Source organism: Streptomyces griseicoloratus (assembly GCF_014534645.1).
Lineage (GTDB): Bacteria > Actinomycetota > Actinomycetes > Streptomycetales > Streptomycetaceae > Streptomyces > Streptomyces griseicoloratus.
The window spans coordinates 1-19295 of sequence record NZ_JACVQF010000209.1 but is presented as its reverse complement, the minus strand read 5'-3'; the positions used below and the strand labels follow the sequence as shown (position 1 = coordinate 19295).

Annotated in this window: 18 protein-coding genes and 1 pseudogene; 6 read left to right on the top strand and 13 right to left on the bottom strand. The window is 72.5% G+C overall.

Going from position 1 to position 19295, the window contains the following annotated elements; all coding sequences use genetic code 11:
* Window positions 1–17: 17 nt before the first annotated feature.
* Genes H0H10_RS24055 through H0H10_RS24045 form a run of 3 tightly spaced genes read right to left on the bottom strand, consistent with a single transcriptional unit; the run spans window position 18 to window position 4749 of the window.
* On the bottom strand, window positions 18–1904 hold the full coding sequence (locus H0H10_RS24055; RefSeq protein WP_188183173.1) for an alkyl/aryl-sulfatase: 1887 nt from the start codon (window positions 1902–1904) through the stop codon (window positions 18–20).
* A 53-nt stretch (window positions 1905–1957) separates the two neighbouring features.
* On the bottom strand, window positions 1958–3133 hold the full coding sequence (locus H0H10_RS24050; protein WP_188183172.1) for an acyl-CoA dehydrogenase family protein: 1176 nt from the start codon (window positions 3131–3133) through the stop codon (window positions 1958–1960).
* Window positions 3134–3162: 29 nt separating this feature from the next.
* Complete coding sequence (locus H0H10_RS24045; RefSeq protein WP_188183171.1) at window positions 3163–4749, bottom strand: class I adenylate-forming enzyme family protein; 1587 nt, start codon at window positions 4747–4749, stop codon at window positions 3163–3165.
* A 149-nt stretch (window positions 4750–4898) separates the two neighbouring features.
* On the opposite strand from H0H10_RS24045, the gene H0H10_RS24040 reads away from it, so the two are divergent.
* Window positions 4899–5495, top strand: coding sequence for a TetR/AcrR family transcriptional regulator (locus H0H10_RS24040; protein WP_188183170.1), 597 nt, complete (start codon window positions 4899–4901; stop codon window positions 5493–5495).
* Window positions 5496–5514: 19 nt separating this feature from the next.
* On the opposite strand, the gene H0H10_RS24035 is transcribed toward H0H10_RS24040, so the two are convergent.
* From H0H10_RS24035 to H0H10_RS24025, 3 genes are all read right to left on the bottom strand, one after another.
* Window positions 5515–6846 carry an MFS transporter gene (locus H0H10_RS24035; RefSeq protein ID WP_309141881.1) on the bottom strand — a complete coding sequence of 444 codons (1332 nt, stop codon included), beginning with the start codon at window positions 6844–6846 and terminating at the stop codon, window positions 5515–5517.
* A gap of 82 nt (window positions 6847–6928) precedes the next feature.
* The gene (locus H0H10_RS24030) at window positions 6929–8446 is read right to left on the bottom strand and encodes an MFS transporter (protein ID WP_188183169.1); all 1518 of its coding nucleotides are present in this window, start codon (window positions 8444–8446) and stop codon (window positions 6929–6931) included.
* Window positions 8447–8528: 82 nt separating this feature from the next.
* Window positions 8529–8894 carry a transglycosylase family protein gene (locus H0H10_RS24025; protein ID WP_188183168.1) on the bottom strand — a complete coding sequence of 122 codons (366 nt, stop codon included), beginning with the start codon at window positions 8892–8894 and terminating at the stop codon, window positions 8529–8531.
* 358 nt (window positions 8895–9252) lie between these two features.
* On the opposite strand from H0H10_RS24025, the gene H0H10_RS24020 reads away from it, so the two are divergent.
* Complete coding sequence (locus tag H0H10_RS24020) at window positions 9253–9771, top strand: SMI1/KNR4 family protein (protein WP_188183167.1); 519 nt, start codon at window positions 9253–9255, stop codon at window positions 9769–9771.
* Window positions 9768–10265 (top strand): SMI1/KNR4 family protein, encoded by a 498-nt coding sequence (locus H0H10_RS24015; RefSeq protein WP_188183166.1) that lies wholly within the window; start codon window positions 9768–9770, stop codon window positions 10263–10265. The genes H0H10_RS24020 and H0H10_RS24015 overlap by 4 nt, the downstream gene beginning before the upstream one ends.
* A 3-nt stretch (window positions 10266–10268) precedes the next feature.
* Here H0H10_RS24015 and H0H10_RS24010 read toward each other — a convergent pair whose 3' ends face one another.
* Window positions 10269–11771 (bottom strand): sialate:H+ symport family MFS transporter, encoded by a 1503-nt coding sequence (locus H0H10_RS24010; RefSeq protein ID WP_188183165.1) that lies wholly within the window; start codon window positions 11769–11771, stop codon window positions 10269–10271.
* A 95-nt stretch (window positions 11772–11866) separates the two neighbouring features.
* Window positions 11867–12796, bottom strand: coding sequence for a dihydrodipicolinate synthase family protein (locus H0H10_RS24005; RefSeq protein WP_188183164.1), 930 nt, complete (start codon window positions 12794–12796; stop codon window positions 11867–11869).
* A gap of 153 nt (window positions 12797–12949) precedes the next feature.
* On the opposite strand from H0H10_RS24005, the gene H0H10_RS24000 reads away from it, so the two are divergent.
* The 3 genes from H0H10_RS24000 (at window position 12950) to H0H10_RS23990 (ending at window position 15878) form a co-directional block, all read left to right on the top strand.
* Window positions 12950–13633: a FadR/GntR family transcriptional regulator gene (locus tag H0H10_RS24000; RefSeq protein WP_188183163.1), complete on the top strand. Its 684-nt coding sequence runs from the start codon at window positions 12950–12952 to the stop codon at window positions 13631–13633.
* A gap of 108 nt (window positions 13634–13741) precedes the next feature.
* Window positions 13742–14800, top strand: a complete 1059-nt coding sequence (locus tag H0H10_RS23995) for a right-handed parallel beta-helix repeat-containing protein (RefSeq protein ID WP_188183162.1) — start codon at window positions 13742–13744, stop codon at window positions 14798–14800.
* 49 nt (window positions 14801–14849) lie between these two features.
* Window positions 14850–15878 carry a methyltransferase gene (locus tag H0H10_RS23990; RefSeq protein ID WP_188183161.1) on the top strand — a complete coding sequence of 343 codons (1029 nt, stop codon included), beginning with the start codon at window positions 14850–14852 and terminating at the stop codon, window positions 15876–15878.
* Window positions 15879–15950: 72 nt separating this feature from the next.
* Here the strand turns inward: H0H10_RS23990 and H0H10_RS23985 are convergent, their stop codons facing one another.
* The 5 genes and pseudogenes from H0H10_RS23985 to H0H10_RS23965 all read right to left on the bottom strand — a co-directional run.
* A complete protein-coding gene (locus tag H0H10_RS23985) occupies window positions 15951–16208 on the bottom strand; it encodes an acyl carrier protein (protein WP_188183160.1) in 258 nt (85 codons plus the stop codon).
* A gap of 31 nt (window positions 16209–16239) precedes the next feature.
* Window positions 16240–16677 carry a cupin domain-containing protein gene (locus H0H10_RS23980; RefSeq protein WP_309141880.1) on the bottom strand — a complete coding sequence of 146 codons (438 nt, stop codon included), beginning with the start codon at window positions 16675–16677 and terminating at the stop codon, window positions 16240–16242.
* Between the two features lie 69 nt (window positions 16678–16746).
* Complete coding sequence (locus tag H0H10_RS23975; RefSeq protein WP_188183159.1) at window positions 16747–17898, bottom strand: SchA/CurD-like domain-containing protein; 1152 nt, start codon at window positions 17896–17898, stop codon at window positions 16747–16749.
* A gap of 149 nt (window positions 17899–18047) precedes the next feature.
* Window positions 18048–18812 carry a class F sortase gene (locus H0H10_RS23970; RefSeq protein WP_188183158.1) on the bottom strand — a complete coding sequence of 255 codons (765 nt, stop codon included), beginning with the start codon at window positions 18810–18812 and terminating at the stop codon, window positions 18048–18050.
* Between the two features lie 116 nt (window positions 18813–18928).
* Window positions 18929–19295, bottom strand: a pseudogene (locus tag H0H10_RS23965) (hypothetical protein); the annotation flags it as partial.

Below are 19295 nucleotides of genomic sequence, written 5' to 3'. Positions count from 1 at the left end.
GTGCGCCGGGCGGCGGATCACGGCGTGACGATGGGGAACCGCGGATCGGGTCGCTCCATGAGCCCGCCCAGGGTCGTCAGGGCCGTGACGTCGCCGTCCACGATGATCTCCCCCGCCGCGATCGCGTCGGGGAAGGTGGTCGCGCGGCCGGCGACCGCGTCGAGCGTGGCCCGGCTCAGGGTCAGCGTCAGGTGCGGGGCCTCCCCGCGGGGGGCGTCGCCGGGCATCGGGGTGAGCGCCCCGTTGGACAGCAGCAGCGTCCAGACGTCCGGGCCGGGGTTGCGCGTGCGGTCGTCGGGGTCGGTGATCTCCCAGCGCAGCAGCAGGCGTCCGGCCGCCGCGGCGCGGGGGCCGTCCAGCCGTACGGCCATGGACTGGAAGATCTGCTCCACGCTCAGCGCGGCGACGATGCCGGACGCTCCGCGGCCCGGGGCTCCCCGGACGCCGCCGCGCAGCTCGGCGGCGCCCGTCAGGTAGAAGTTGCGCCAGGGGCCGCACTCGGACCCGTGACCGAGCCGTTCGAACGTCTCGGCCTGGAGGGCCCGGGCCTCGGCGTGTTCGGGGTCGGCGAACAGGACGTGGTTCAGTACTTCCGCGACCCAGCGCAGGTCGCCGCGGTCGAAGCACACGCGCGCCTTGGCGACCACGGCGTCGGCTCCGCCCATGAACTCGGTGTACCGGCGGGCCGCTTCACGCGGCGGGTGCTGCCACAGGTGGGCGGGGTTGCCGTCGAACCAGCCCATGTAGCGCTGGTAGACGGCTTTGGCGTTGTGGCTGAGCGAGCCGTAGTGGCCCTGGACGTGCCGGCGCTTCTCCAGGCCGGGCGGCAGGCGCAGTTCCTCCGCGATCTCGGCCCCGGTGTACCCGGCGTTGATGAGGCGTACGCACTGGTCGTGCAGGTAGGCGTAGGCGTCGCGCTGTTCCTCCAGGAACCGCACCGCCCGGTCCTGGCCCCAGGTGGGCCAGTGGTGGGAGGCGAAGACGACGTCGGTGGTGCCGGCGAACAGCCGGAGGGTCTCGGTCAGATAGCGCGCCCAGGCGCTGGGGTCGCGGACGAGTGCGCCCCGGAGGGTGAGCACGTTGTGCAGGGTGTGGCAGGCGTTCTCCGCCACGCAGAGCAGCCGAAGGCCGGGGAAGTGGATGTTCATCTCCGCCGGGGCCTCGGTGCCCGGGGTGAGCTGGAAGACCATGCGGACGCCGTCGACGGTCTCGGTCTGGCCGGTGGCGCGGACGTCGAGGTTGGGGGCGATGAGGCCGGTGCTGCCGAGGGAGGTGGTCTGGCCGAGGCCGCAGCCGATCTGCCCCGCGGGGCCCTTGGGCAGGGCGGCGCCGTACATGTACACCGAGCGGCGGGCCATCGCGGGGCCGGTGATGACGTTCTCACCGGCCGCGTGGGCGAGGAAGCCGGCCGGTGCGATCACCGGCAGGCTTCCGTCGGCGGCGGCGTCGGGGTCGGCGACGCCGTGGACGCCGCCGAAGTGGTCGATGTGCGAATGGGTGTAGAGGACCCCGGTCACCGGGCGGTCGCCGCGGTGTTCCCGGTACAGGGCCAGGGCGGCGGCCGCCACTTCCGCGCTGATCAGCGGGTCGATCACGAGGACGCCCCGGTCGCCCTCGACGAACGTGATGTTGGACAGGTCGAGGCCGCGGACCTGGTAGACGCCGGGCACGACCTCGTACAGGCCCTGCCGGGCGGTCAGGCGGCTCTGCCTCCACAGGGAGGGGTGGGCGGTGGGCGGGCAGTCGCCGTCGAGGAACGCGTAGGCGTCGGCGTCCCAGACCGTGCGGCCCGCCGCGTCCCGCACCACGCCCGGCCGGAGCCGGGCGATGAATCCGCGGTCGGCGTCGGCGACGTCCTGGTCGTCGTCCGGGTGGGGGTCGGGGGTGGGCGTGGTGCCGGGCATGGCGGGTCCTTGTCGGGGTGGGGTCGCGGGTCGGGTCGGCGGGCGCGGGCCGGTCAGGCCAGGGTGGCCAGGCCCTTGGCGATGCCGTTGCGCTGGATCTCCGAGGTGCCGGTGAGCACGCGGAACATGCGCATCTTGCGGAAGAGGTACTCGATCTCGTGGCCCTGGGTCAGCCCGTCCTTGCCGTGGATCTGTACGGCCTCGTCGAGGAGGCGGAAGGCCGACTCGGCGACGAAGAGCTTGCACAGGTACGCCTCGGTGCGCACGTCCTCGCCGCGGTCCAGGGCGGCCAGCGCGGCGTAGGTCATGCTCCGGGCGGCGTACAGGTCGGCGGCCATGTCGGCGAGCTTGTGCTGGATGGCCTGCAGGGCGAGCAGGGGCTTGCCGTTCACCGTGCGGGTGAGGGCGCGGTCGCGGGTGAGCTGCAGGGCGCGGCGGGCGGCGCCGACGGCCGACGGGCAGTGCAGGAGGCGGTTGACGGTGACCCGGCCCAGGGCGATGCGCAGGCCCTGGCCCTCCTCGCCGAGCAGGTTGGCGGCCGGGACGTGGCAGTCCTGGAGGATGATGTCGCTCTCGATGTGCTCGCCGGACATGGGTGTGGCGCCGTCGGTGACCCGGCAGCCGGGGCTGTCGAGGTCGACGAGGAAGGCGGAGTACGACTCCTCGGTGCCGGCCATGCGTGCCACGACGACGGCGAAGTCGGCGAACGGCCCGGCGGAGCTGAACACCTTGTGCCCGGTGAGCCGGTAGCCGTCGCCGTCGCGGTGGGCGGTGGTGCGCATGGCGCGCACGTCGGACCCGGCGTCCGCCTCGGTGAGGGAGAAGCAGCACGCGCGTTCGCCGCGGACCAGGGGCAGCAGGTAGGTGTCGAGCTGGTGGGGGGTGGCGTGGCGGAGGATGTCGCCGGCGCGCAGCGGGCCGCCCATGTCGCCGAGGACGCTGTGGCCGAGGACGCGTCCGCCGGCTGCGACCTCTTCCTTGAGGACGCCCAGTTGGGTGTACGTCAGGGCCTGGCCGCCGTACTGCTCGGGGAGGTGGATGCCGTAGAAGCCGAGTTCCCGGCAGCGTTTCCAGACCGGTTCGAGGTCGGCGCGGGTGAGGCGGGACGTGTGGGTGATGCCGTTGTCGTGTTCGTACTGGGCGAGTTCGCCGTCCAGGTACTCGCGCAGGCGGCCGACGAGTCCGGCGAGGTGCGGGTCTGCCGGGACCGGGCGGAAGGAGAAGGTCATGACGGGGTGCTCCGGGTCGTCGGTTCGGTTCAGTGGACGCGGCGGGTGGCGCTCGCCCAGTAGGGTTCGCGGACGGCCTTGCGGTCGAGCTTGCCGTTGCGGTTGTGCGGGAGTTCGGCGACGAAGTCGACCGAGCGCGGCTTCTTGAAGCGGTCCAGCCGCAGGGCGCAGAAGTCGGCCAGTTCCTCTGCGGTGACCGGGGTGCCGGGGCGGGTGACGACGACGGCCTTGACCGCCTCGCCCCACTGCTCGTCCGGGACGCCGATCACACATGCCTCCTGCACGGCGGGGTGCTCGTACAGGACGGTCTCGACCTCGGTGCTGTAGATGTTGAAGCCACCGGAGATGATCATGTCCTTCTTGCGGTCGACGAGGAACAGGTAGCCGTCCTCGCGCATCCAGGCGAGGTCGCCGGTGTGCACCCAGCCGTCGCGGAAGGTCCGGGCGGACAGCTCCGGTGCCCGCCAGTACCGGCGGACGCAGTCGGGGCCGCGCACGATGATCTCGCCGACCTCGCGGGGCGGGAGTGTGCGCCCCTGCTCGTCGACGATCCTCACCTCGGTGTCGTAGGCGGCGCGCCCGCAGGACTGGAGGAGTTCGGGGTCGTCGGTGACGGCGCGGGCGATGTCGGCGCCGGACAGGCCGGCCACCACGCTGGTGGTCTCGGCGAGTCCGTAGCCCTGGGCGACCACCGGGCCGAACAGGGCGACGGCGTCGCGCAGGCGCTGCGGCGAGACGGGCGCGCCGCCGATGCGGACGCTGGTGAGGCTGGACAGGTCGCGGTCGCCGGCGCCGGGGTGGGCGAGCACCGTGTTGAGCATCGCGGGGACGAGGAACGTGGCGGTGATCCGCTCGCGCTCCACGGTGTCCAGGAACGCCTGCGCGTTCCAGCTCGGCAGCACGTACGTGGTGGAGCCGCCGAAGACTCCGGCCAGCAGGACCATGCCGGTGGCGTGCGTGATGGGGCCGCAGGCCAGGTACCGGGTGTCCGGGCGCGGGCGGGACTCGTCGTTCATCAGGGTCTTGCGCATGTTGGCGAGCCGGTTGCCGAAGGTCTGCACCGCCGCCTTCAGCGCTCCCGTGGAGCCGGAGGTGAAGTTGAGCACGGCGGGCGCGTCCTCGGCGACGTCCACGGCCACGGGAGCGGCGTCGCCCTCGGTGATCAGGTCGTCGTACGGCAGGGGCGCGCGCGCTCCTGCCGCGGGCGCTCCTGCCGTGGCCGCCGCCGGGTCCAGCGCCACCGGCAGACAGCCGGTGCCCGCCGCCGCGATGGCCGCCAGGGCGTCCTCGCGGTGCGCCTCGTCGAAGACGAGCATCCGCACCGGGGCGTCGCGCAGGATGTGCTCGATCTCGCCGCGGCCGAGCCGGGCGTTGACCGGCACCCGGATCAGTCCCGCCTTGTACAGCGCGAACTCCACCTCGACGAGTTCGCCCCGGTTCCAGGCGAGGGACGCCACCGCGTCGTCGGGCCCCAGTCCGCGCCGGACGAGCGCCGAGGCCAGCCGGTTGGCGCGCTCCTCCAGGCGGGCGTAGCTCCAGGTCCGGTCGTCACAGACCAGGGCGGGGTGTCCGGGCCGGTGACGGGCGCTGCGCGTGAGGTAGATGCCGAGATTCAACGACGGACTCCGATCTGTACTGACTGAATGTTTCCAGACACATTGTTCGGTAACGCATCGCGTGTCAAGAGTACGTAGACTGACGGCCGCCCCGGCGGGCACGGACCGCCGCGCCGAGCGCCACGGGAAGAAGGAGACGGAAGACGGGGATGGCCGAGGACAGACGCATCCGCAAGACGCGCAGAGCCCTGCGCGACGCCCTCGTGGGGCTCGTGCTGGAGAGGGGCTTCACGGCGCTGAGCGTCGAGGACATCACCCAGCGCGCCGACGTGGCACGGGCGACCTTCTACAGTCACTTCCGCGACAAGGACGAGCTGTTCGCGCGGGTCACCCGGGACCTGCTCGACGAACTCGACGAACGGCTGCGCCCGGCGGTCACGGAGAGCGCCGTCGGTTTCACCGGCAAGCCGGTGCTGGAGATGCTGCGCCACGCCCGGCAGGAGCGCGACCTGTACCGGATCGTGCTGCGCGGCGAGGGGGACGGGAAGCCGCTGCGGATGTTCACCGAGGCGTGCGCCCGGGTGGCCGCGGAGGAGTTCCGGGGACGGTCCGAGCGCAACGACGTCAAGCCGCGCATCGACGCCGACCTGCTGGCCCGGGTCTGGGTCGGGGAACAGGTGTCGGTGCTCCAGTGGTGGGTGGAGCACGAGGCTCCGCCGATGCCGGCCGAGGAGGTCGTGCGCATGCTGCTCGACCTCGCCCTGCGCGGCCGCTACTGGGCCACGGGGTTCGACCGGCCGGCCTGACCGCGGCCGGCCGGCCCGCTCAGCCCTCGCCGCCGAGGGCGCGGGCGTCGCGCTCCGGCCGGATCGCGGCCATCGCCACCGCGCCGCACACGGCCATCACGGCCGCGGAGAGCAGGAAGGCCATCGTGTAGCCCGCGGCCTCGGAGGCCGCGCCGTCCACCATGCGGCCGGTGAGGTACGGCACGAACATGCCCGGCAGGGTGCCGGTCGCCGCGACCACCCCGAAGACCGCGCCGCGCCGGGCCGCGGGCACGACGGCCGCCGTCGTCACGTAGTGCAGCGGCAGGGCGACCGCGTGGCAGCCGAACGCCAGGGCCACCAGCACCAGTTGCAGCGGGCGGGGCTCGGTGAAGGGCAGCAGGGCGAGGGCCCCGCCGGAGACCAGGACCGCCAGGCCCTGGGCGAGGCCGTCGGTGGCCCGCCCCGCCCGTCCCCGGCGCTTGCGCCGGTCGACGAGCGCGGGCACGGTCAGCAGCAGCACGAGGCTCAGGGCGGACACCGCGCTGATGGTCACCGACGCCCGCCCGGCGGCCATGCCGAGATGTGTCTGCAGGTAGACCGGCAGCCAGGCGCTGGACAGGGCGAGCGCCCAGTGCGAACCGAAGGCGCTGAGGATGCCGCCCACGACCGTGCCGTTGCGCAGCATCCGGGACAGCGGGGCAAGGGGCGCCGCGGGCCGGGAGCCGTCCGGGGGCCGGAGTGCGGGGGCCGCGGGGGCCGCTCCGCCGTACGGGCCGTCCTTGCCGACGGCGTACCAGACGACGCACCACGCGGCACTGGTGATCGACAGGGCGATGAAGGCGGAGCGCCAGCCGAAGTCCACGATGAGCCAGGTCAGCAGGGGCGCCGAGACGGCGGTACCCAGGGCGGCGCCGCCGATCTGCAGCGCCGAGGGCATGCCGCGCCGGCCGGGCGGGAACCACCCGTAGAGGGCGTGCATGGACATGGACGCGGCGGGCCCTTCCGCGGCCCCCAGCAGCAGGCGCCCCGCGATCAGGGCCGGCACCGACGCCATCAGGGCGGGCAGTTGGGCCACCGCCCACAGGGCGGCCATGACGAGCAGCAGGGTGCGGGTCGACCAGCGCGCCGAGAGCAGCCCGACGACCAGGCCAGTCACGCTGAAGAGCGCGTAGAACGCGCCGGAGACCAGTCCGTAGGTGCTCTTGTCGATGCCCAGCTCGTCCATGAGCGGTACGGCGGCGAGGCCCAGGACGGACTTGTCCGCGTAGTTGATCATCATGAACGCGACGACCATCACGAGGGTCAGCCACGCCCGGGACCGGTCGAACGGCGGCGGTTCCACGGCCCGCCGGTCCGAGGAGGGGCGGGACGGGAGAGGACGAACGACCACAGCGACTCCACGGCTCGTTACTGAACGAAGTGTCCATTAACTTTCTTCTCGTTCGGCAACGTAGTTCGCGTCGCTCGCGGGGTCAACGGTCGCGACAGGACCGTTCGCCGGGACGTTCGCAGGCCGCCTCCAGCGGCGGCGCCGACACTCCGCAGTGCATACGGCACTCGGTGCGGGCCCGGGCGGGCTCCTCCTCGGGGCCGGCGCCGGCCGGGGTGCGGACGGCCGCCCAGGCGATCAGGGCACCCAGGACCAGCAGCCCCGCACACATCGGCATGGCACGCCGGAAGGTGTCGCCGAACTCCTCGGCCGAGCGGTAGGCCTCCGGGCCCATGCCGGTCAGCAGGGGAAGCGCCGCCACGGCCATGAGCCCCGCCGCGCGGGCGGCCGCGTTGTTGATGCCGCTGGCCAGTCCGGCCCGGCCGGTCTCCACCGAGGCCAGGACGGTCGCGGTGAGCGGGGCCACCAGGGTCACCATGCCGAGGCCCAGGACGACGAGGGCGGGCAGCACGTCCCGCACATAGGAGGCCCCCTCGCCCACGCGCAGCATCAGCAGCAGTCCGGCGGCGCACAGCAGGGGTCCGGCGGTCAGCGGGATCCGGGGGCCGATCCGCTGGGCCAGCGCGCCCGAGCGGCCGGACAGCAGCAGCATCAGCACGGTGGTGGGCAGCAGCGCGGTGCCCGCGCCGAGCGCGGAGTAGCCGACGACGACCTGGAGCTGGAGGGCGGCGAGGAAGAAGAAGCCGCCGAACGCGGCGTAGACGCACACCGTGACCAGGTTGACCGAGGTGAACAGCCGGGACCGGAAGATCGACGGCGGCAGCATGGGGTCGGGCCGGCGCCGCTCGGTCAGGACGAAGACGGCACCGACCACGACGCCGGCCGCCCCGGCGACGGGCACGCCGTCGATCAGGGCGTAGGTGACGAGCGCGAGCGCCACCGCCCCGAGAACCGCGCCCAGCACGTCGAAGCGGCCGCGCCGGTGCGTGTCGCGCGACTCGGGCACGTGCCTGAGCGCCACCGGCACGCACAGGGCCGCCAGCGGCACGTTCAGCAGGAACACCCAGCGCCACCCGGCGCCGTCCACGAGCCAGCCGCCCAGGAAGGGGCCGACCGCCGCACCGACCCCGCCCAGGCCGGACCAGATCCCGACGGCCCCGGCCCGGTCGTCGGGATGGAAGGACGCCTGGATGAGGGCCAGGGAGCCGGGGGTGAGCAGCGCCCCGCCGACACCTTGGAGCGCACGGGCGATGATCAGCACGCCGGTGTCGGGGGCGAGGCCGCACAGCAGCGAGGCGAGCGCGAACCACACCACGCCGACGACGAAGACCCGCCGGCGCCCGTACCGGTCCCCCAGCGCGCCGCCCAGCAGGATCAGCCCCGCCAGCGTGAGCATGTAGCCGTTGACGGTCCACTGCAGCGCGGCCAGGTCCGCGTCGAGGTCACGCCCGATGCGGGGCAGCGCCACGTTGACCACGGTGGAGTCGAGCATCGCCATGGTCGAGCCGAGAACGGTCGTCAGGAGCACCCAGCGGCCGACGGCCGTCCCGGTCCGCACCGTGCCCGCGGCACCGCCGCGCCCGTCGCTGCCGTTGCCCATATGGGGATCATCCCTCGCGTACCACCCGCAGGGCCGGCCGCGGGCGGGAGGATCGCGTGCCCGGCCGCCCGCCCTCCCGGCGTCAGGCGCAGGTCCAGGCCGACATCCCCTGGAGCTCGGCCAGCCGCTCGGCGACGATGATCTGCTCCTTGCGGGTGGCCAGGTCGGCCCGCGGGGCGTACTTGAGGCCTCCGGCCGCTTCCCAGCTGGACTGGGTGAACTGCAGTCCGCCGTAGTGGCCGTTGCCGGTGTTGGCCTTCCAGTTGCCGCCGGATTCGCACTGGGCGATGGCGTCCCAGTCGGTTCCCCGCGGGGCCGACGGCGAGGCCGCCGCTTCGGTGGTCGCGCCCAGAGCCGCCGCGGCGATCACGGCCACGAGGGCCGTACGGATCCTGCGACCGCCGAGGCCGCGCGCCGCTGACATATCAGCGTTTTGGCTACCAATCATATTCAGACAGTTACACCATGTGACGACCCGTTGCCGCGTTGTGTGCCCCGGCAGTACGCCGGACGGGGGCATGCGATGACCCGTCAGGGCGGACGAACGGCGTCGCGGCGGCCCCGATAAGGTCGGCCCGGTGAAACCAACCAGCGTGCGTCGCCGCAGTGTTGTCCTCGCCGCCGTCGGCACCGCGACGGCCGTCGCCGCGTGCGACGGCCCGCGGCAGCGGCGCACACCGACGCACCACCGATCGACAGGGGGCCGGAACATGGACTCGCCGGCGGAGGTCATACATCACTGGGGACGCATCACCTCGTGGTTGAGGCACCATGCCCCCGCGACCCACGCACGTCTGCGGCCGCCGGTGACGGCTCAGGCCCTGGAGTGGTACGAGCGGCGCATCGGCATGCCGGTGCACGACGACCTGAGGGCCCTGTGGAGGCTGAACGAGGGAAGCTATGTGTTCACGTTCCCCGGGTTCCTCGACGGCTACGCGCCGCTGAGCATCGACGGCTCCTTCCTGTGCAATCCGTTCGAGGCCGCGGAGGAACGCGGGTGGGAGCGGTCATGGGTGCCGTTCGCGTGCAACGACCCCACCGACCCGTACTCCGGTCTGTTCCACGACGCGAAGACCGGTCTGGTCGGGCACTGGACCGAGGCGGAGCTGCCCCAGGTGTCGCCCGGCACGTCCCTGGGCGGGTACCTGAAGCAGCAGGCCGACGCCCTGTACAAGGCGTCCCGCCGGCCGCACGGCGGCGATGTGCCCGGCGTCTGGGACGGCTTCCTGGTCTGGGACGATCCCGGCCACCGGCTCCACGACGAACTGGAGGGGTGGCGGCCGGTCCACCGCGAGCACCACGGGGACGAGGGGGCCGCGCGATGACGGACGAGCAGGCGGTACGGCTGGCGTGGGACCGCATCCGGCAGGTGATCTCCCGGAGTCCGGACGCCTACCCGCCCTTGCGGCCCCCGGCCCCGGCATCCGCGCTGGGCGCGTTCGAGGAGGACCTGGGTACGCCGGTGCCTCAGGCGCTGCGCGCCCTGTGGGCGATCCACGAGGGCGCGTACGACGTACGGGACCGGGGCCTGCGGTGGGACTTCATGGACGGTCACGCCTTCATCAGCCTGGACGAGGCCCAGCAGATCCACCGGTCGTTCACCGTGCCCCTCAACCACGGCCTCTTCCTGGAGCAGTGGGGCCGGGCCTGGGATCCCGCATGGGTCCCGGTGACCTCCCGCAACGACCGGACGATGTACCAGTCCGGGTACTTCGTCGACGCCGACGGGCGCGTCGGCTCGTGGGACGACCACTCCCTCGTGGCGGCCCGGCATCCGTCGCTCGCGCACTACCTGGACCAGGTCGCCGACCGCATGTGACGGTCACGTGCGGCAGCCGTCACCGTCCTTCGGCCGCACGGCCCGGGCGGACACCTCGCCGGGGCCGGCCGCGGCCGCCTCGGCGGCGAGGTAGTCCGGTACGGCGTCGGGGTCGACGAGCCGGTTGAGACGGCTCGGGACGTCGAAGCCGATCAGGAGGATCACGACCAGGGTCAGCGAGAAGGTGAGCACCGCCAGCGACTGTCCGAGCGACATGGCCGAGGCCAGCTCGGCGCCGAGCACCGGGGCCACGGCGCCGCCCAGCGCCCCGACGTTGTAGGTGAAGCCCAGCGAAGCGGCCCGTGTCCCGGTGGGGAAGTGCCCGGCGATGAACTTGGGCAGCAGCCCGGAGATGCCCTGCATGCAGGCGAGCATGAGGAAGAGCAGGACGCCCAGCACGACCGGGCTGTCCCGGACGGCGAAGACCGGGAAGACGAAGGCGATGCCGACCAGCAGGGTGAAGCCGTACGCCTTGCGGGTCCCGAACCGGTCGCCGACGAAGCCGGTGACGACGCACCCGGCCATCGTGCCGAAGCCGGCGTAGTAGAGCGCGTCGCTGACCTGCTCGGGCGTGAAGCCCAGCTCGGTCTTCAGGTAGGTCGGGAGCAGGGCCTGGACCGGCCAGCTGTAGAGGAAGGCGCAGAAGACGGTGACGCAGAGAGCGACGAACAGCAGCCACCGCCGGCGGCCGCCCAGCTGGACGGCGAACGCGACCAGGCAGGCCGCGGCGACGACGGAGAGCACCGGCACCGCTCCCGCGCCGAGCGGGGTGAAGACCGCGAAGAGCGACCCCGTGGCGACGACCGTGAGCGCGGTGTTGACCGCGGCCCGGCGCCGGTCGGCGAACAGCGGCCGGAACGGGTTCGGCCGTTCTCCGGCTGCTGCGACCTGCTCCTCCCAGTCGTCGGCCTCCGGCAGCGCGCGGCGCACCCACAGCGCCACGACCACCGGGAACAGGCCGATGTAGAACAGCCAGCGCCAGCCGTGGGAGGGGACGACCTGCTCGTAGACCTCGGCGGCCAGGACGCCGCCCAGGGAGAATCCCGAGATCAGGAAGCCGGAGGCGCGATTGCGCAGCCGGGCGGGCCAGCTCTCCAGGACGTAGGTGGCGCTGGCGCTGTACTCGCCGGCCATGCCCATGCCGATCAGGAGGCGGGCGGTGAACAGGCTGGTGTAGTCCCAGGCGAAGCCGCAGGCGAACGTGCCGATCGAGTACAGCAGGATGCTGACCACCATGGCGCTCTTGCGGCCGAAGCGGTCGCCGAGCGCGCCGAGCACCGCGCCGCCGAGCCAGCGGGTGATGAAGGCGCCGGAGACCAGGCTCGCGGACTCGACGGTGGACAGGCCGAAGTCGTCGGCGATCTCGGTCAGCACGAGGGTGATCAGGACGAAGTCGAAGCCGTCCAGGAGGTAACCGATCCAGGCGGCGAAGAAGGACTTCCACTTCTCCCGGCCGATCTCGCGGTACCAGGGCGGGGACGCGGGGGTGGTGCGCGCAGATGACATGACGGATCCAATGCGGGTGAGAAGTCGCGCGTCGGGACAGGGGCCGGGTGGGGGCCCGGATCACAGGGGTCCGGCCCGGGGACCCGGCCCCGGGGTCACAGGAGTCCGGCCTCGGCGAGGTGGGTGCGGACCCGGGTCACCGCCGCCGCGTCGAGCGGTACCTGCGGCGCGGCGGTGGCGGGGCAGTCGATGAGGCCGAGCAGGTGGGCCGCGGCCTTGAAGGCGCCGAGGGCGGAGGAGCCGGCCCCCATCACGGCCGGGTCGCCGGCGTCGGTGAGGGAGAACAGGGCCGCCAGCCGGTCCTGTTCGGCCCTGGCCGCGGCCCAGTCCCCGGCCCGGGCGGCCTCGTAGAGGCGTACGTACCCGAGGGCGTCGACGTTGCCGAGTCCGGGCACGACGCCGTCGGCGCCCGCGAGCAGCGCGCCGTCGACGGTGAGCTCGGAGCCGGTGAGCACCGAGAAGTCCGGTGTGCGCCGGCGCAGTTCGACCAGCAGGCGGCGCAGCGAGCCCTCGTCGCCGCTGGAGTCCTTGAGTCCGGCGAGGGTGCCGTCGGCGGCGAGGTCGAGAACCACGTCACGGGGCAGCTTGGTGTGCACGGCGACCGGGATGTCGTAGGCGAACAGCGGCAGGCCGGCGCCGGAGCGGATGCGGCGGAAGTGGTCGGCGATCTCGACGGGGTGCGTGCGCGTGTAGAAGGGGGCCGTGGCCACGAGCGCGTCGGCGCCCGCCCGGACGGCGTCGGCCGCCCGTTCCAGTACGCGGGCGGTGGTGGTGTCGATGACACCGGCCAGCACGGGGACGCGGCCGGCCGTGGTCTCCACGGCCGCCTCCAGGGCGGTCCGCCGTCGGCCGTCCGTGAGGTGGGCGGCCTCGCCGCTGGACCCCAGCAGGAACAGCCCGTGCACGCCGGCCCCGATCAGGTGCTCGGTGAGCCGCCGCAGCGAGGGCACGTCGACCTCGCCCGAGGGTGTGAGGGGGGTGATGACCGGGGGGATGACGCCTCGCAGAGGCGTGGGGAAGGACATGCGGTTCTCCAGGTCGTGCTGTTGCCCGGCCTGGGCAGCCGTGGGCCGTGCGGCGGCGTTGTCCCAGGTCAGGCAGGACGTAGGACGTCCTACGTCCCTGGTAGAGTGAGTCATGCCAACGCAGGGATGTCAAGGGTCGAGAGGGGACGGCGCATGCGATCGGTCGCTGCCGGCGCGGAGGAGAAGATCAAGGAACTGATCGTCGAGCAGGGGCTCGGCCCCGGCGACCCGCTGCCCACCGAGACCGAGCTGATGGAGCGCTTCGGCGTCAGCCGGAACTCCCTGCGCGAGGCGCTGAAGTCCCTCCAGGCCATGCGCATCGTCGAGATCCGGCGCGGCTTCGGGACCTACGTCGGCACCATGTCGCTGGAGCCGCTGATCGAGGCGATGGCGTTCCGCACCGTGGTCGGCCACCGCCAGGGCCGGGGCAGCCTGCTCGAACTGCTGCAGATGCGCGAGGCACTGGAGGCCGGGCTCATGCACCGGCTCGCGGGCCGGCTGCCCGAGGAGGACCTCGCCGAGCTGGACGCGCTGGTCGCGCGGATGCACACGGAGGTGCGCGAGGAGGGGGAGATCGCGGCCCGCACCGACCGGGCGTTCCACCGCGCCCTCCACCGCTCGCTCGGCAACGAACTGCTCAGCGAACTCCTCGACGCGTTCTGGAGCGCCTTCCACCGGGTGCGCGCTCAGGGGCTGGGGACGGCCGCCGACGGCGAGGAACTGGCCCGTATGCACGCCAGGATCGTGGAGGCCGTCCGCGCCGGTGACGCCGAGGCCGCGGAGGCGGCCGTGCACCGGCACTTCGACGACATCCGCGGCCGCCTGTCGCGGCACTGACGTCCCGTCACGGGGCGGTGGCCGGCGGGGCCCCGCCCCGGGGCGTGACACGCCACCGGATGGCCCATGCTCCCTGTCGGCGGACCTTCCGGACATAGTGTGCAGGATATGAAGAAATGCCATGTCGCGTATCTCGCGTGTACCGCAGCGCTCGTCGGGGCCGGTATCGGCGCCGCACCTCCCGCCGCCGTCCATTCGACCCACGTGGTCCTTCCCGGCGACTCGATCCAGCAGGCCGTCGACGCCGCCGAACCGGGCGACACCGTCCTCGTGACCTCCGGCACCTACTACGAGAGCGTCACGGTGACCACGCCCGGCATCACCCTGCGCGGCATGGGCCGCAGCACGGTGATCCGGCCGGCCGCGAAGAAGGCCGCGGACGACTGCGCCGAAGAGGGCAACGGCATCTGCGTGAAGGGCACGGAGAACCAGGCCCTCAAGGACGTCACGGTCTCCTCCCTGACCGTGACCGGCTTCGCCCGGACCGGCCTGCTCGCCGTCTCCACGGACCGGCTGACCGTGCGGAACGTGACGGCTGACGACAACGGGGTGTGGGGCATCGCCCAGGAGCGGTCGGAGCGCAGCCTCATCCGGGCGAACACCGCCCGCGGCAACGGCGACGCGGGGCTGTTCCTCGCCAACACGATCACGGCCGAGGAGGGCGCCGCGGACACCCGGGGCACGGTGGTCGAGCGCAACCGGCTGGAGGACAACCGGATCGGCGTCACCGTACGGCGGCTGCGCAACCTCGACGTGGCGGGCAACCGCATCACCGGCAACTGCGCCGGGATGTTCGTCGTCGGCGACGAGAACAAGCCGAAGGCCGGCCACCTGACCGTGCGCGGCAACCTCGTCACCGAGAACAACAAGTCCTGCCCGAAGACCGAGCGGCTGCCCGAGCTGCAGGGCTCCGGCATCGTCCTGACCGGCGTCGAGAAGACGCAGGTGACGAAGAACGTGATCAGGGACAACACCGGCTCCGCGCCGATGTCGGGCGGCATCGTCCTGTTCAAGAGCATGGTGGGTGTCACCAGCGAGGACAACAGGATCAGCGACAACGTGCTGCGCGACAACGCCCCGGCCGACCTCGTCAACACGGAAACCGGCGGTGGCAACACCTTCGCGGGCAACGCCTGCCGGGCCTCCAAGCCCGCGGGACTGTGCTGACCGGCACTCCGTAGCCATCCGTGGACCCGAGAAGGAAGGAAAGCGGCACATGACGACCGCACAGACCGCCCCGCCGCCGCCCATGCGGCTCAGGGAGCTCGTGTTCGGGGCGGCGTGTGCCGCCGCCCTCCGCGCGGCCGCCCGGCTGGGAGTCGCCGACGCCCTCGGTGAGAGCCCCATGGCAGTGGAGGACCTCGCCGCCGCCGTGAAGACCGAGCCCAAGCCGCTGCGCCGGCTGCTGCGGGCCCTGACCTGCTACGGCGTCTTCACCGAACGACCGGACGGGACGTTCGCCCACACCGACATGTCCCGGCTGCTGCGCGAGGACGACCCGCACAGCCTGCGCTACATCACCCTGTGGTGCACCGAACCGTGGACCTGGGACGCCTGGCCGATGCTGGACGAGGCGGTGCGCACCGGCCGCAACGTCGTCGAGGACCTGTACGGCAAGGAGTTCTTCACCTACCTCAACGAGGACGCCCCCGAGTCCGCCGAGGTCTTCAACCGCGCCATGACGACCTCCAGCAGGCAGTCGGCGCGCGACGTCGCGGACCGCCTCGACCTGTCGGGGAGCACGTCGGTCGCCGACATCGGCGGCGGACAGGGGTTCGTGGTGGCGAGCCTGCTGGACAAGTACCCGTCGATGCACGGCACCCTGCTGGACCTGCCGCGGGTGGTGGAGCACGCCGATCCACGCCTGCGCGAGGGAGGCGATCTCGCCGGGCGCGTCAGCATCGTGCCGGGCGACTGCCGCGCGGCCATCCCGGTCAAGGCCGATGTGTACATCGTCAAGAACATCCTGGAGTGGGACGACGACAGCACCGCCCGGACGCTGCGCAACGTCATCGAGGCGGGCGGCCCCGGAGCGCGGGTCGTGGTCATCGAGAACCTCGTCGACGACACGCCGTCGATGCGGTTCAGCACCGCGATGGACCTGCTGCTGCTCCTCAACGTCGGCGGGGCCAAGCACACCACCGAGAGCATGGCGGACCGGCTGACCGACGCGGGACTCGTCATCGACGACATCAGCCCGGTCAACCCCTACCTGCACGCTTTCGACTGCACCGTGCCCCAGTGACCCGGCGGCGCACTGCCACCGCACGGGCCGGCGGCCCCGCGACTTTCGCGGGGCCGCCGGCCTGTGGTGCTGTCACGCCTGTGCCATCAGGGCGCTGTTGGCGAGGTCGAGGAACTGCCGGGGGGACCTGCAGCGCTCGGCGTCGGGCGGCATCGGCATGCCGTACCGGTTCTCCAGCTCGCCGACCACACCGAGCAGTCCGAGCGAGTCGATGCCGAACGTGTCGAACCCAAAGTCGCCGCGCTGCCGGAACTCTTCCGGGGACACGGTGACCCCGGCCATCCTCCTCACCAGCTCGGCCAGCTCTTCCACGGTGATGCGGTCGTTCATGCGTACTTCTCCTTTGCTCTGCGGCGCCCCGTCAGGAGGCGCCGGCCGCGAGAGGGGACTCCTGCTCGGCGGCCGGGGCGCTGTCGCACCCCTCGGTGTCGACGTGGCCGAGCGGCGGCCTCGGGGCCAGCGGGCCGAGGTGGAAGACGATGCGGGCCTCCACGTTGCCGACGTTGCGGAAGCGGTGCCGCACATGGGTGGGAATCATCAGCCCCTGCTCGGGCTGCAGCGGGTGGGAGACGCCGTCCAGGTCCACCTCCAGCTGCCCGCAGACGACGTACACGAACTCCTCGGAGTAGGGGTGGTAGTGCTCGGCGATGCGGTCCCCCGGCTGGACGATGGCCACGCCCATGAAACCGCTCGTGGAACCGACCGTGCTGGGGGTCAGCATGGCGCGCACGTCACCACCGCGCCGGATGTTGGGCTCGATCTCGCAGAGATCCACGATTCTGGGACGGGGCTGGGTCACGGGGATGCTCCGATCGTGTGGGGTGTCGGCATGGGGCGATGACTGGGCCTCACGCCCTGGACGACGGTTTCAGGCGTCGGGCGCGCGGCGGTCGGTGACGAGGTCCATACGTGCGTGTTCGAGCAGCCGCGCCAGTTCTCCGTCCTGCGACCCCGCCGCGTCCGCACCGCTGCCCGTCGGGAGCGTGGTGAGTTCGGCCGCCCGGGCGGCGTCGGGGAGGCCGAGGGCCGGCGCGAGGTCGGCGGCGTCGAGGCCGCCGCGTACGTCGATCAGCCGCACCACGACGTCGTCGCGCTGGAAGATCGTGCTGCACAGGACCGGGTTGCGCGGGTCGTCCGCCGCCGCCTCGTCCTGCTGGGCGAGCAGCCGGGCGAGCCGCATCCCGCAGCCCGGCCGGGCCGGGTAGTACAGGGCGTGCCGCTCCGCGTGCGGTTCCTCCCGCCCGGCCGTCACATGGTGGACGGCCGGCAGCGCCGCCCGGGTGTAGAAGACCCGCGCGGACTCGGGGTCGCCGAGGTCCCGGTGCTGCTCCAGGTACGGGTTGATGGCCTCCTCCACGGCACGCACCTCGGGCTGCCGGGCGACGTGGTGCAGCGCCGCGAGCAGGTCGCCCCGCACCTCGATGGCCCGCACCACCCGGTTGCCGTGCATGAACAGGGAGGTACGGCACAGCCGGGTGGTGTCGTCGACCTGCGGCTCGGGCGAGCCGTAGTCGGCGAGGAGCTCGGCGACGGCCGCCTCGCTGCCCGGCTTGACCGTGAAGGTGAGCGCGTGGCGGATCACTCCGTCACCGATGCGGGGGGACGCCTGGAGATCGCCCTTGCCGGTCTCGGCGGCCTCCTGGCCGCTGGTCTCGCGGACGACGTGGAAGCGCAGCGAGCGGGTGTCCCGGACGCAGCTGTGCAGCGGCTTCACCATCCGCACGTGCTCCTCGCTGCTCACCCAGTCGAGGAACGGCGGGGCGCTCTCCCATTCGCTGGTGATGAGCCACTGGGAGGGGTTCTCGATGGACTGGCACAGCTGTTCGCTGATGTGTCCGGGAACGGACTCGACGTGGCTGCGCAGTTGCTCGTACGTCTCGAGGAACTGCTGCTGGGCTCCGTCGTACACGTCCACCAGCAGGACGACCCGGAGCCGGGAGCCGTCGAACACGGACTGGGAGACACGGTGCGACGTCTGTCGCGTCAGCGGTTCTGAAGCAGGGGTGGACGTAGTGGTCATCCTGCGCACATCTCCTTCGCGGGGGCGGAACTGAACGTCGGCCGCGGTGATGCGACGCCAGCGTGCCTCGATCCTGTGCCCGCCCTCACCGGGGCGCGACTCGTATGAACTACGCGGGTGACCAGCGGGTCGCCGAGGCCTGGCAGGGGTCAGGTGAGGTGCGCGAAGACCACGAGGTTGTCCGTGTAGTCCTGGGCTGCGCGGTCGTAGTCGCCCGCGCAGGTGATGAGCCGCACCTCGGCCCGGTCCGTGTCGTCGTACACACGGCTGCTGGGGAATGCGTCCTTCCCGAAGGTCTCCACGCTGTCGACCGTGAAGGACGCCGTGTCTCCGTCGGCCCGCCGGACGTGGAAGACGTCTCCGCGCTCCAGTGCGGAGAGGCCGACGAACACGGCCGGGGAGGTCTTCGTGTCGACATGACCGGCGATGATCGAGGTGCCCCTCTCCCCGGGCGAGGGCCCCTTGGCGTACCAGCCGACCAGGTTGGTGTCGTCGGGGGGCGGAGCCTCCAGCTGCCCGTTGGCGCCGATGTCGAGGTCCGTGAAGGGGGCGTCCACGGCGATCTTCGGGATCAGCAGGCGTACGGGCTCCGACCGCGACATGTACTCGGACTCCGAGTCCCGGTCGGGCGTGGCCGACGGGGTCTCGTAGGGCACGGCCGACGGACTCTCGTCGGGTGTGGCCGACGGGGTCTCGTAGGGCGTGGGCGACGGGGTCTCGTAGGGCGTGGCCGACGCACCCGCCCGCGGAGGGGTCGGGGGGCGGTAGGCGTCCGACGACGTGTCGTTCCCGCCGAACAGGGTCACCGCGAGGAGTACGAGGGCCGCGGCCAACAGCATGGTCAGGCCTCCGCGCGCCCCGTGGCGGGCCGGCGCCCGCTGGTCGTCGGTGGGGGAAGGGGAAGGGGCTGCCATCGAAGACCACCTCACAAGTGCACGGCAGCTGGGCGGACGGGGCGGATGGGCGGGCCGGCCGGGCCGCCACACGGGGTACGGGGTGGCGGCCCGGCCGCTATCACGCCCGGCACGGCTCAGACCGTCCCGGGAGCCGTCTTCTTACGCCGCACGGCGTACAGACCGGTGCCGGCGACGGCCAGGGCCGCCAGGCCACCCGCGGTCACGGCCGGCGTCGCGGCCAGAGCGCCGCCGCCGGTGTGCATCCCGCCGCGGGGCTTCTCGTGGTCGCTGCCGCCCCAGGAGCCCTTGCCGCTGTCGTCCTTGTAGCCGCTCCCGGAGTCCTTGTAGCCGTACCCGGAGTCCTTGTAGCCGCTCCCCGAGTCGCCCTTGCCGGAGCCGCCCCAGTCGTCCTGGTTGACCGAGGCGAGAGCGCCGCCGCCGGTGTGCACGCCGCCCCAGGGCTTGCCGTGGTCACCCTTCGAGTAACCGTGGCCCTTGTCG